This window comes from Parabacteroides sp. AF14-59 (assembly GCF_003479515.1).
In the GTDB taxonomy this organism is placed as follows: Bacteria; Bacteroidota; Bacteroidia; order Bacteroidales; family Tannerellaceae; genus Parabacteroides; species Parabacteroides faecis.
This window is the reverse complement of the sequence record NZ_QUHH01000012.1, coordinates 131,975-145,310: the sequence shown is the minus strand read 5'-3', so window position 1 is coordinate 145,310 and position 13,336 is coordinate 131,975. Positions and strand designations below refer to the sequence as shown.

The 13,336-nt window shown below is 41.0% G+C and carries 7 protein-coding genes and 1 tRNA gene; all 8 read left to right on the top strand.

Going from position 1 to position 13,336, the window contains the following annotated elements; all coding sequences use genetic code 11:
* Positions 1–67 precede the first annotated feature (67 nt).
* The 8 genes from DWW23_RS14320 to DWW23_RS14285 all read left to right on the top strand — a co-directional run bounded on the left by DWW23_RS14320 (position 68) and on the right by DWW23_RS14285 (position 13,322).
* Positions 68–2,422 carry a BamA/TamA family outer membrane protein gene (locus DWW23_RS14320; protein WP_122353961.1) on the top strand — a complete coding sequence of 785 codons (2,355 nt, stop codon included), beginning with the start codon at positions 68–70 and terminating at the stop codon, positions 2,420–2,422.
* A 67-nt stretch (positions 2,423–2,489) separates the two neighbouring features.
* A tRNA-Arg gene (locus DWW23_RS14315) sits at positions 2,490–2,563 on the top strand.
* 202 nt (positions 2,564–2,765) lie between these two features.
* Positions 2,766–3,317 carry an RNA polymerase sigma-70 factor gene (locus DWW23_RS14310; protein WP_122353960.1) on the top strand — a complete coding sequence of 184 codons (552 nt, stop codon included), beginning with the start codon at positions 2,766–2,768 and terminating at the stop codon, positions 3,315–3,317.
* Positions 3,318–3,400: 83 nt separating this feature from the next.
* On the top strand, positions 3,401–4,357 hold the full coding sequence (locus DWW23_RS14305) for a glycoside hydrolase family 43 protein (protein WP_122353959.1): 957 nt from the start codon (positions 3,401–3,403) through the stop codon (positions 4,355–4,357).
* A 51-nt stretch (positions 4,358–4,408) separates the two neighbouring features.
* Positions 4,409–6,424 carry a beta-L-arabinofuranosidase domain-containing protein gene (locus DWW23_RS14300; RefSeq protein WP_122353958.1) on the top strand — a complete coding sequence of 672 codons (2,016 nt, stop codon included), beginning with the start codon at positions 4,409–4,411 and terminating at the stop codon, positions 6,422–6,424.
* A gap of 519 nt (positions 6,425–6,943) precedes the next feature.
* Entirely contained in the window at positions 6,944–7,927 is a 984-nt protein-coding gene (locus DWW23_RS14295) for a FecR family protein (protein WP_233564340.1), read from the top strand.
* Between the two features lie 107 nt (positions 7,928–8,034).
* The gene (locus DWW23_RS14290) at positions 8,035–11,475 is read left to right on the top strand and encodes a TonB-dependent receptor (RefSeq protein ID WP_122353956.1); all 3,441 of its coding nucleotides are present in this window, start codon (positions 8,035–8,037) and stop codon (positions 11,473–11,475) included.
* A gap of 5 nt (positions 11,476–11,480) precedes the next feature.
* Complete coding sequence (locus tag DWW23_RS14285) at positions 11,481–13,322, top strand: RagB/SusD family nutrient uptake outer membrane protein (protein WP_122353955.1); 1,842 nt, start codon at positions 11,481–11,483, stop codon at positions 13,320–13,322.
* Positions 13,323–13,336 lie beyond the last annotated feature (14 nt).

Genomic DNA, 13,336 nt, shown 5'->3' with positions numbered 1-13,336 from the left:
CTTTTTACAAAGCAAAAGTACGGGATTTTATTTAATTTCAGCTACATTTGCGTGCGTAAAAGGTCGAATGATGAAGGGAATCCTCCATATATTATATTTCATATGCCTTGTTTGGATACTGGCCGCCTGCAGTACGACAAAATATGTCGGTGACGGTGAATATCTGCTTGATAAAGTAGAGATTGTCTCTGATAATAAAGCCTATAAAACGAATGATCTGAAGCCTTATCTCAGGCAGCAGCCTAACTTTAAGGTGTTCGGTCTGATGAAGTGGCAGCTTTTTGTCTACGACTGGTCGGGGCGGAATGAAAAACGCTGGCTCAGTAAGCAGCTTCGCCGTATCGGTGAGCCGCCTGTGATTCTGGACATTACGCTGGTCGATCAATCGGCGGATGAGTTGAGGCGCTTTTTTATCAATAAAGGATATGTAAACGCGGAAGTGACGGCGGAGGTGGATACTTCGCGCCAGAAGAAGGCTGTCGTTACTTACCGGATCAATTCGAATATCCCTTACCGGATACATAATTATACGATGAATCTGGATGATCCGAAGATCGACAGTATAGCTCATCTGACTGCTCCCAAACGTTCGGCCGTATCATCTGCTTTCCGTATTTATCCGGAAGATTATACTTCTCTGGTGAAAGACAGTGCTTTGTTCGACAGGGACATACTGGATAAAGAACGGCAGCGGATCACCTCTTTGCTTCGTAGACGGGGATATTATGCGTTCAACCGCGATTACCTGGCATATCTGGCAGACAGTTCTTATAACAGGAATATAGTCGATCTGGATATGATACTGAAGCCTTACCGTAAACTGAAGCCGGATGGCTCGGTGGTCGATACCGTTCATCGCCAGTATTATATAAAAGACGTGACGATCGTTACCGATTATGATCCGCTGAACCAGGCGCAGAGTGATTTGTCGGCTCTTTCAGGCGATACGGTAAAAGCCGGAGATCTGCAGATCCTCTATGGAAATAATGGAAGGAGTATCCGTCCGGGTGTTTTGCGAAGAAGTACTTATATTACTCCCGGCAGATTGTTTAATGAGCGGGCGGTTGAACAAACCTATTCTTCTTTTGCCGCTCTCCGGGCCTTGAGAAATGTGAATATCCGTTTTACGGAAGTGGAGGTTCAGGATACCATGATGCTGAATTGTACTATCCTGACTTCTCCGGCTAAATTGCAGGGATTCGGTGTTGACCTGGAAGGGACAAATTCGGCGGGCGATTTCGGATTTGCTTCCAGCTTGAATTATCAGCACAGGAATCTGTTCAAAGGTTCAGAGGTTTTCTCTGCGAAGGTGCGTGGTGCTTATGAGGCTTTGTCCAAGAGTTCGGCAGGCGGTAATTATTGGGAGTTGGGGGCAGAGACATCTGTATTGTTTCCTCGTTTCCTGTTCCCTTTTGTCAGTGAAAATTTCAAACGGAAGGTACGGGCATCTACGGAACTGAAGGTTAGTTACAGTATTCAAACGCGTCCGGAATACAGGCGTGCCATTCTGTCCGGCGGTTGGAGTTATATTTGGCAGGAACGGTCGAATACGCAAGCCCGCCATGTGTTTAAGTTACTCGATATCGATTATGTACATTTGCCGAAGATCGATCATGACTTTGAAGAGAGTTTGCCGAATTCTACCCGGATTTACAATTTTACCGACCAGTTTGTCGTAGGTTCCGGTTATACATATTCATTTACGAATTACAATCCCCAGAACCGTCTCCGGAATACACATTCGCTGCGTGTCTCGTTTGAAATGGCAGGTAACCTGTTGTATGCATTCTCTAAAATGACTCAGGCGAAAAAAGATAAAGACGGATTATATAATTTGTTCGGTATCAATTATGCCCAGTTTGTGAAAGGGGATGTCGACTTTAGTAAGAGTATTGTGCTGGATAGCCGTAATAAAATCGCTTTTCATGTGGGCGTTGGGATTGGTTATCCGTATGGGAATGCGAAGATATTGCCTTTTGAACGGACTTATTTCTCGGGAGGGGCGAATAGTGTCCGTGGATGGTCTGTTAGAACCTTGGGGCCGGGCGGTATGCTGGCGGATTCTGTCAAATCGTTTGCCGACCAGGTAGGAGATATCCGGTTGGATCTGAATCTGGAATACCGGACAAAGATGTTCTGGAAGTTTGAACTGGCTGCTTATGTCGATGCCGGAAATGTCTGGACGATGAGACCGGATAAGGAACGTAAGGATGGAAATTTCGACTTCTCCCGTTTCTATAAAGAGATAGCTGTTTCTTATGGTTTGGGATTGCGTCTTGATTTCGACTTCTTCCTGATTCGTTTCGATACGGGTATGAAAGCATATAATCCGATGGAGCGAGGAAAGGACCGGTGGGCTATTTTGAAGCCTAACCTGAAGAATAACTTTGCCTGGCATTTTGCAGTAGGTTATCCCTTCTGATGAAAAAAAAGACTTTCCGGTTTGCATATTTAAAAAATAGTACTACCTTTGCACCGCAAATAAGGATGGTTCCGTAGCTCAGCTGGATAGAGCAACGCCCTTCTAAGGCGTGGGTCGAGCGTTCGAATCGCTCCGGAATCACTGCTTGTAAACCCCTCTGCAATTTACAAATTGCAGAGGGGTTTGTTTTTTTATGTAATCCAACTAATCTTTAAGGGTAATAAAAGGATTTGATGTTTAGTGCTTTAATCCGTGAATATTAAATAAAAGATTCCTTTATTAAGAAAATATTGAATCTTTGTGTATCTTTGAAGCCAGTGAAAACAATCAATGAATTTGGAGGATGGGCAGTAACAACGATGATATATTATTGCTAAAGCTAATAAAACAAGGTGATCAGATTGCTTTTAAGCATTTGTTTTATCAGTATATGGATTCATTGGAGCGTTTTATTACCTATTATATCCATGACCGGGAAAAATCGCAGGAGCTGGTATTGGATATTTTTACTTATATATGGGAAAACCGCGAACGCTTTGAGATAAAGTTAACATTGAAGGCCTATCTTTTTCAGTCAGCCCGTAATAAGGCTTTTACTTATATCCGTGATAAAAAAATACCTGTCTATCTGGAAGATGTCTCTGCCGGTGAAGTGGGGCAAGATTATAATTCGGATTTGGAGTTCCAGGAATTGTACCGTTTGATAGAAGAGGCCGTATGTCTTTTGCCGGAGAAATGCAGGGAGATATTTAAGAAAAGCCGCGAAGAGAATTTAACCAATAAAGAAATAGCCCAGCAACTTCATATTTCAGAGAAGACGGTGGAGGGACAAATAACGATAGCCCTTAAGAAGATTAGAGTCTATTTGGGCGATTCTTATTCATATTTGTGGTAAAAAAACTTTATATTTTAGGGGGTATCAAGCCTTTTTGAGTCTATTTTTGTAAAAGAAAATGTTTTACAATAATTCTCAATGCCATGAAAAAAATATTCTTGATGCTTTTTGTGTTCTTTTGGGTTGGAGTGACCTCTGTCTGTGGACAGCATATTTCTTTGGCTGATCCTACGATCTTTTATGAAAACGGAACTTATTACCTGTATGGTACAGGTGGAGATTCTAATTTCGGTTTTCAGGTATATACTTCTAAAGATTTGAAAATGTGGGAGGGACCGAATGGCGCTTCCGACGGATATGCTTTAAAGAAAGGCGATTCATTTGGATCGAAGGGGTTTTGGGCGCCTCAGGTTTTTCGTTATAAAGGGAAATATTATATGGCTTATACGGCTGACGAGTTTATAGCCATAGCTTCTGCCGACAGTCCTTTAGGACCTTTTCGTCAGGATAAAATAGCTAAACTACCTGCTGAAATCAAGCAGATCGATCCGTATGTGTTTTTTGATGAGGATGGCAAGGTTTATCTGTATCATGTCCGTCTAACAAAAGGAAACCGCCTGTTTGTTGCTGAACTGAATGAAGATCTTACCGCTATAAAAGAAAACACTCTTCGGGAATGCCTCTCTGCAACTGAAGACTGGGAAAATACAGCACATTCGGAATGGCCGGTTTCTGAAGGCCCTACTATCCTTAAGAAAGAGGGTGTTTATTACTTTTTCTATTCAGCTAATGATTTCCGGAATATAGATTATGCGGTAGGTTACGCAACCTCCTGTTCACCTTATGGTCCCTGGAAGAAGTATGAAGGGAATCCGGTTATTAGCCGTAAACTGCTGAAGCATAACGGGACCGGTCATGGAGATGTTTTTATTGATGAAAAAGGGGATATGCGTTATGTGTTCCATACCCATTATTCGAACTCCGTTGTATCTCCCAGGCAAACAGCTATTGTCTCTTTGCAGGAAAAGGCACAGGATGGCATCATTCGTTTTAGTATTTTGCCTGATACCTTTTTCTTTCCTCAATTAATGAATAAATGATTAAATAACCTCTCCGGAATTTTATCTCTCCGGAAATAAAATAATTGTATTATGAAGAAAAGTATATTGTTCCTCTCTTTGATTTGTGGTGCCTGTACAGCTCCACAAGATACCTTGCTGGAACAGGTCGATCGATTATCAACTTCTACGCAGAATGATTTTTATGTAAGTAACCGGGCTCCTTTACAGCCGCAGCAGTTTATAAAACTCCCGGCCGGTACTATTCAGCCGGAAGGATGGTTGAAGCAACAACTGGAGTTACAAAAAGAAGGTCTGAACGGACATCTGGGAGAGATCAGTGCCTGGTTGCAAAAGAAAGATAATGCCTGGTTGGAAACCGGAGGCCAGTGGGGATGGGAAGAAGTGCCTTACTGGTTGCGAGGGTATGCAAACCTGGCTTATATTGTTGAAGATAATCAGATGCTGAATGAAGCTAAATTCTGGATTGAGGGTATCTTGAAAAGTCAGCGGGAAGACGGTAACTTCGGTCCGATGCATCTGAATGACGGTAAACAGGATTTTTGGCCGAATATGATTGTCCTGTGGATCATGCAATCTTATTATGAATATTCGAATGATGAGCGGATAATCGATTTTATGACAAAGTATTGTAATTACCTGCTTACTGTCCCGGATGAAGATTTCTTATATAGCTATTGGGAAAATAGCCGTGGCGGAGATAATCTTTGGAGTGTCGTGTGGCTATATAATCACACGGGCGATAAGAACTTACTTACGTTGGGCGAAAAAATACATAAAAATACGGCCGACTGGACAAAGTCGACTCAATTGCCTAACTGGCATAATGTAAATGTAGCGCAGTGTTTCCGTGAGCCGGCTATTTATTATCTGTTTTCGGGGGACTCATCCATGCTGGCTGCCAGCTATAATGTGCAAAGCCTGGTGCGCAGGGCTTTCGGTCAAGTACCGGGGGGTATGTTCGGTGCGGACGAAAATGCACGTATCGGCTTCTTTGATCCCCGGCAAGGTACTGAAACCTGTGGTTTTGTGGAGCAGATGGCTTCAGATGAAATTATGCTGCAAATCAGTGGCGATCCTTATTGGGCTGAAAACTGTGAGGATGTGGCATTTAATAGTTATCCGGCGGCATTGATGCCGGATTATAAGGCCCTTCGTTATATAACCAGTCCGAATCATGTCGTGAGTGACTCTAAAAATCATCATCCGGGTATTGATAATAGCGGACCGTTTCTTTCCATGAATCCGTTCAGTAGTCGTTGTTGCCAGCATAATCATGGTTTCGGATGGCCGTATTATACTGAAAATCTAATTTATGCAACACCGGATAACGGAATAGCTGCTGTTTTATATAATGCTTGTCAGGCGAAAGTTAAAGTTGGAAACGGAACTGAAGTGACGATAAAAGAACAAACGAACTACCCTTTTGAGGAAACGATTCGTTTTACTTTGACGACACCTGAAAAGGTTTCATTCCCACTTTATTTGCGTATTCCGTCGTGGTGTAAAGATGCGTCGATTACCGTAAACGGTCAGAAGTTGGGTGTCGATTTGATTAGCGGTAAATATGCCAAGATCACACGTGAGTGGTCGGATGCAGACGAAATCGTTCTTACGGTTCCCATGACATTCAATTATCGCCAATGGCAGGTAAATAAAAATAGCGTTAGTGTCGATTATGGTCCTCTGAGCTTGTCTTTAAAGATAGACGAAGATTATCAACAGAAAGACAGTCGTCAAACAGCTATCGGCGATTCAAAATGGCAGGAGGGTGCCGATGCTTCTGCATGGCCTACTTATGAGATCTATCCGGCAAGTCCGTGGAACTATGCTTTGCAGCTCAACAGCCCGATCTCGGTTCAGCGTAAGGAATGGCCTTTTGATAATAATCCATTTACATTGACTAATGTCCCGTTGGAATTTAAGGCAAAAGGACGTCTTATTCCTGAATGGAAGATCGATGAATATGGTTTATGCGGTGTGCTTCCTTGTGAAGATGCCCCGAAAGCAGACGCATTGGACGAAATAACATTGGTTCCGATGGGAGCTGCCCGTTTGCGTATTGCATCGTTTCCGACAACGGAGTAGATGTTGTGACCGATCTCTTTAGCTATGAAATTGATCCTTTACGGATTATTTATGTATAGAAAGTATATGTAGATATTGGAATCTTCTGTTTATCTTTGCCTCGTACAGCAAAAGGAAAGCGTAACCGGCTGTACAATGTACGAGTAAAGCATAAGCGTTTAAGATATTATCCGATTCTGAAATCTGGACAATTTCACTATGACCGGATAAGGTACAACAAACGTTCATGCTCTTTTCTTGTTATATACCTAAGTTATTGCGTATACCAAGATAAAGAGCGTGGGCTGTTGTATATATTGGTCATAGGGGCAGTCCAGAGCCTCAGAATCGATATGTCAACAGTTTCCACGCTTCTTTTTTTATTATCCAATTCGGAAACTGGTGGATCTGGTAACCGTTTTGAATATGAGCAATTTATCTTTCCGTGATCTTCCCGGATCAAATTTTTTCAAAGAAAAATACAATCCTTTTAGGGGGTAGCTATTCTTTTTGAGTCTCACGATGTATAAGATGCAAAAAATGGATAGAAACATACCTTGGGATATTATAATAAAGGGATTTAAACATGAAATCTCGTTAGAAGAGCAACTTGATTTGGAACGGTGGCTTGCTGACGAGAAGAATCTCTCCGTATATAAAGATTTACAATCTCTTTGGTTAGCTATTATAGAAGAAGGTACAACTTTTGAATCGAATGTGGATGCTTTGTGGGCAAAGATGGAGCTTCGCATGAAGAAAGATGAACCTAGAATAATAAAATTCTCGCAGGCTTCTTTTCGCTGGTTCTCCGGGGTTGCATGTATTTTAATCCTCGCTTTATTGTCTTTAACCGGATATATCTCTCTTGAAACATATAAAGGAGGGCCGGTTTATACCTATTCTTCTCTGACAGGTAAATCGAAAGTAATACTTCCTGATGGTTCGCAGGTTTGGTTAAATACTGAATCTACGTTGGAATATTCAGCTTCAATCTGGAATAAAACAAGAAATGTCAAATTGAAGGGCGAAGCCTATTTTGATGTTAAGAAGGATCCGGATCGTCCTTTTATTGTCAAGAGTAATAATTTTGATGTCAGAGTACATGGTACTACTTTTAACGTGGCAGCACGTGATAATGAACCGAATATAAATGTTAGCCTGTTGTCCGGATCTGTAGTTGTCGGCAATGGCTCAGTTTCAAAAACGATAGTACCGGGTGAAACGGCTGTCTGTTCCAAAAAACAGGGCAGTATCCTAACAAAGAAAAATGATGTCTTTTTTGCTGCCATGTGGGCAAATGAGTCTATTCATTTTGAGCGTAAATCAATTAAGGAATTATCCAAATATTTATCTAAATGGTATGGTGTAAAGATCATACTGGACCCTCTTATTCCTGAAGATCAGGCTTATACTTTTTCTATCAGGCATGAGCCTCTGGAAGAGATTCTTCGGTTAATGGCCCGGACAAATCCAATCCAATATAGTTTTGATGAAAAGAATATCGTGAAAATTATGAATAAGTAAAATCTTTAAAATCAGATGCCTATGAAGTAACAGGAAAGAAAAAGTAATATTGTTTTAACCTTTTTATTAATTAATTTATTTCGATAATAATCTTAAAATAAGAGTTTATGAAGAAGCAAATGTTCTATGAGACCAGTGGGAAAATATGGAGAATACCCCTGTTTGTCGGTCTCTTTTTTCTTGCCTCAAGTTTGTATGGATATTCAAACGAGCAGGCAAAAGCTTTCTCAATTCAATTAGAAAATGTATTGTTAAGTGAGGCCATTAACCAGATCGAAAAGGCGAGTGGTTACTCCTTTTTTTATGATGAGAATAAAATAGATTTTTCTCATCGGGTCAGTGTAAATGCGAAGAACCAGACTGTTGCTAGTATTTTGGATAGTATTCTGAAATCGACGGGATTAGCTTATGAGATTTCGAATAATCAGATTGTTTTATTGCCGGATGAAAAGAGAGCAACCGGTAGAAATGGATTGGAGCCAATTGCAACAAAGGTACAACAGCAAAAAACTACGATAACAGGAACAGTTATCGATAATTTAGGAGAGCCTGTAATTGGAGCTAATGTTGTTGAAAAAGGAACAACTAATGGTACTATTACAGATATGAACGGAAACTTTTCTTTGAGTACATCTCCAAATGCAACTTTGGAAGTTTCGTTTATCGGGTATATAACTCAGCGTGCACCTGTTAAAGGTTCAACTGTAAATATAACATTAAGAGAAGATGCACAGGCTTTGGATGAAGTTGTTATTACCGGTTTCGGTATGTCACAAAAGAAAGAATCTCTGACGAGTGCAATTTCTTTAATTGACTCCAAAGATATAGCCCGTTCTTCTGCCTCTACATCTTCGGGTGCATTGGTTGGTAAGATCGCTGGTGTGAACTCCCGTCAGACGGATGGTCGTCCGGGTGCAAGTACCGGTCTTCAGATTCGTAATATGGGTACTCCGTTGTATGTAATAGATGGTATCCAGACGGATGAAGGGCAGTTTAATAATATTGACTTTAATGATATTGAAGCGATCTCTATATTGAAGGATGCTTCTGCTTCTATCTATGGTGTACGTGCTGCCAATGGTGTAGTAGTTGTAACAACGAAGAAAGGTCGCAGAAATACAAAGAATACGGTAACTATCAACGCACGTTATGGCTGGCAGTCTGCATCTGCATTCCCAAAACCCGCGGATGCTGCTACCTATGTTTCTAATTGGATACAATCGGAAACGTTACAAGGAGTGGAAGAACAGAACCGTAAGTACACGATGGAAGATTTGGGTAAGTGGCAACAAGGAACAGAGAAGGGTTATCAATCATTTGACTGGTATGATTTCATTTGGGAAACATCTCCTCAGTCTTATGTTTCAGCCAATGTATCCGGTGGATCTGATAAGGTAAATTATTATTTCTCTTTAGGGTATATCGACCAGGATGCTATGATCCGTAATTATGGCGGTTTTAAACGATATAATACGCAGATGAATATTGATGCTCAGATTACCGAACGTTTTAAAATGAGTGCATCTATGAACGGACGTATCGAATCGCGTGTCAATCCGGGTGTTCCGGGTGGTGACGACTATTGGTTGCCGGTATTCGGTACTTACCGAAATCTTCCGACAGTTCGTCCATTTGCAAACGATAATCCTAAATATCCGGCATTAACATCCGGTAATAAGGATGTGAATTTCGGTCTGTTGAATTATGATATTTCCGGTAAATATCAGGATGACTGGCGTGTAATGCAACTTACATTCAATGGTGAATATAAGATTATTGACGGATTGACGGCAAAAGCCCAGTTCGGCTTCTATTACGCTCAGCGTGAACAGAATAACCAGGAAAATGAATGGGACCTGTATCGTTATGATGAAGATAAGGATGAGTATATCGTTGTGGATGGTATGCATAACCCTTACCGGGACAGAACGATCAAAAGAGTCCAGGATATTACGACAAATATTCAGTTGAATTACAAGAAAAGTTTTGACGATCATCATATCGATGTAATGGCAGGTATGGAGTCCATTAAACGTGATCAGCCGGAACATTTTATCCATTCAACTCCAACATCCAATACGTTACATTTAATAGATGTAGATGAAATTGTTGAATTTAATGATTATGGTAATAGGACGGAAGCCCGCTTGGGTTATACTTTCAGAGCCAATTATGATTTTGCATCTAAATATCTGTTAGAATTCTCCGGACGTTATGACGGTTCCTGGAAATTCCCGCCTAATCACCGTTGGGGATTCTTCCCGTCAGGTTCTGCCGGATGGCGTATCTCAGAAGAAAATTTCTGGAAAGACAGTAAGTTGTCGAATATCGTAAATGATTTTAAGATCCGTGGTTCTTATGGTTTGTTAGGTGATGACAACCTGGGTGATTCTTATAAAGAGTTTGATTTTATGGGAGGATATAACTACAAAGATGGTGGTTCAACTATCGATGGCGCTTATGTTGTCGGCTCTGTTCCCCGTGGTCTGCCCGTTACAACTATCTCATGGATAAAAGCTAAAATACTGGACATCGGTTTTGACGTTTCGTTCCTCAATAATCGTTTGTCCGGTCAGTTTGACTATTTCCGTCGTACACGTGATGGTTTGCCTGATCGTCGTTATGATGTGTTGATCCCGGCTGAAGCAGGTTTTGATTTACCTTATGAAAATTTGAAATCAGACGTGCATACAGGTTATGACCTGTCTATCCGGTGGAATGATAATGTAGAAGATTTTTATTATTCGATCGGAGTGAATATGACTTATTCACGTTTCCTGGATTGGAATCAGTATAAACCTCGTTTCGGTAACTCATGGCATTATTATCGTAATTCTATTGATGAACGTTATGGTAACCTGAACTGGATGCTGGAATCTGACGGACAATTCCAGAGTTGGGAGGAAATTGCTGCCTGGCCGATTGATAATGACCGTCAGGGCAATAAAACAATTCGCCCGGGAGATATTAAATATGTCGATCAGAATGGTGATGGTGTAATTAATAGTATGGATGAACGTCCTTTAGGATATAGAGAAGGTGGTACTCCCATTGTAAACTTTGGTCTTAACTTCAGCTTCCAGTGGAAAGGTTTTGACTTGGCATTCGACTTGACAGGTGGTGGTTTGAACAGTAGATATCAGGATTATGAGCAACGTAATCCGTTCCATGACGGAGGTAATAATGCACAGTATTATATGGAAGATACTTGGCATTTAGCTGATATTACAGATTCGAACAGTGCTTTGATTCCGGGTAAATATCCGACTTTATTGATCGGGAATTCAGGACACAGTAACTATTGGAAGAGCGATTTCTGGATGCATAATGTACGTTATATGAAGCTCCGAAATCTTGAATTCGGTTACTCATTACCGAAATCGATACTGGCTAAAGCTTTTATTACTGATTTACGCTTGTATGTTTCAGGACAGAACTTACTGACTCTGACCAATACTCATGGTATAGACCCGGAAATTGAGAATTCGGCAGGTCTGGCTTATCCTACAACACGTATTATTAATTTAGGTCTTACTCTTAAATTCTAATTAGTATGAAAAAGAAATATATTTATTCTGCCTGTTTGGCTTTTACATTGGCATTTTGCGGATGTTCCGATTTTCTGGATCGGGATCCGGACCGTATCTTGTCTGATGAACAGGTGTTTAGTGATGAGAAAATGATTACCTCTGTTCTGGCTAACTTCTATGGTCGTATGGAGTGGGGGCAACGCATAACAGATGCCGGTTCTTATGTTTGTTTGGACGAGGCTTTACGTTCGAGCGGAGGTCCTGATTTATTCCGTACTTTTGGTGACGATCACTGGCGTATTTATGATTACGGATTGATACGCAATATCAACCAGTTTTTGGCCAGCTTGAATAATACAGATGTAATATCTGAAGAGAGAAAGAACCAGCTTCGCGGTGAAGTCCGTTTTATGCGTGCCTATACTTATTTCTGCATGTGCAGATGTATGGGAGGAATGCCGATTGTTGGCGACGAAGTGTTTTCGTATGAATCGGGAATGGATATCACTACTTTACAATATCCTCGTTCGACAGAAGCAGAGTTGTATGATTACGTTATTAAAGAATGTACCGAAATCGCAGCGGATGGAATGTTACCATCTGAAGCTTCCAAAAATTCAGCCCGTGCAACCAAATGGGCAGCGTTGGCATTAAAAGCTCGGGCTGCTGTTTATGCCGGTTCTATTGCCAATTATAATAACAAAATGGAGAATCCGGTTTCTACTCCGGGTGACGAAGTCGGTATTCCGGCATCTAAAGCCTCTGAATATTATAAGATAGCATATGATGCTGCGAAAGCTGTGATTGATGGAGGTGTGTATGTGTTACAGAATAATATATCTGATAAAGCAGATAATTTCTATGCTGCAACTACATTGAAAGATAATAATACCGAAGTTATTTGGGCACGTGATTATAAAGGTCCGTCCAATTATCAGGGATGGACTCGCGATAATGTTCCGTCATCGCATGCCGAAGATATCGATCAGGCGTATTTAGGCCCGGTACTAAATCTGGTGGAAGATTTCGAATACATCGGTAATCGTGATGGAAAACTGAATATAAAAAATTCTGACGGTAGCTATATCGCTTACGATAAGGCAATAGACCTGTTCAAGGATAAAGATCCTCGTTTGTTTGCAACTGTAATAGTACCGGGTTCTTCTTTCAGAGGTTCGGAAGTCGTATTACGCGCAGGTGTTAAACGTAATGAGAGCGGTGAATGGAAAAGCTATCATGGCAAACGTGGACAGGATGTGACTTCAAGAGGTTTGATCATTACTCCGGTAAATGGTCCGATGACTACCGGTGACGACCAATATGTAAACAAATCAGGTTTCTTTGTCAGAAAGTTTATGGATGAAACTGTCGGTGCAACCACCCGTGGCCGTGGTTCTGAAGTATGGTTCCCTCGTTTCCGTGTATCGGAAATGTATCTGATTGCTGCTGAAGCAGCCATGGAAATGAACGATCAGGATAATGCTCGCCGTTATTTGAATGCAGTTCGTGAACGTGCTGGTATCCAGCCGCTGAACGGAACTATCACACTGAATGATATTGTTCGTGAAAATCGTGTGGAGTTTGCTTTTGAAAACCATCGTTTCTATGATCTGAAACGTTGGAGATTGGCTGATAAGCTTTGGGATAACAATGAGAACACCTCGACGGCCATTCATCGTGTATTGTTCCCTTATCAGATTGATCAGGTGGGCGATCCGAATGACTTGAAATGGGTTTTTGATGCTACAACAACTTATATGTCTCCGTATCCTCGTTATTTTCAACCGAAGAATTATTATAACTTTATTAACCAGGATTGGATTAACAGGAATCCTAAGATGGTAAAGAATCCGTATCAATCTTAATTAAAAGGTAATGA

What these genes read in the sequence shown, in the direction of transcription:
- DWW23_RS14285 (WP_122353955.1), top strand. Translation starts at nt 11,481, where the DNA reads ATGAAAAAGAAATATATTTATTCTGCCTGTTTGGCTTTTACATTGGCA.
- DWW23_RS14310 (WP_122353960.1), top strand. Translation starts at nt 2,766, where the DNA reads ATGGGCAGTAACAACGATGATATATTATTGCTAAAGCTAATAAAACAA.
- DWW23_RS14295 (WP_233564340.1), top strand. Translation starts at nt 6,944, where the DNA reads ATGGATAGAAACATACCTTGGGATATTATAATAAAGGGATTTAAACAT.
- DWW23_RS14305 (WP_122353959.1), top strand. Translation starts at nt 3,401, where the DNA reads ATGAAAAAAATATTCTTGATGCTTTTTGTGTTCTTTTGGGTTGGAGTG.
- DWW23_RS14290 (WP_122353956.1), top strand. Translation starts at nt 8,035, where the DNA reads ATGAAGAAGCAAATGTTCTATGAGACCAGTGGGAAAATATGGAGAATA.
- DWW23_RS14320 (WP_122353961.1), top strand. Translation starts at nt 68, where the DNA reads ATGATGAAGGGAATCCTCCATATATTATATTTCATATGCCTTGTTTGG.
- DWW23_RS14300 (WP_122353958.1), top strand. Translation starts at nt 4,409, where the DNA reads ATGAAGAAAAGTATATTGTTCCTCTCTTTGATTTGTGGTGCCTGTACA.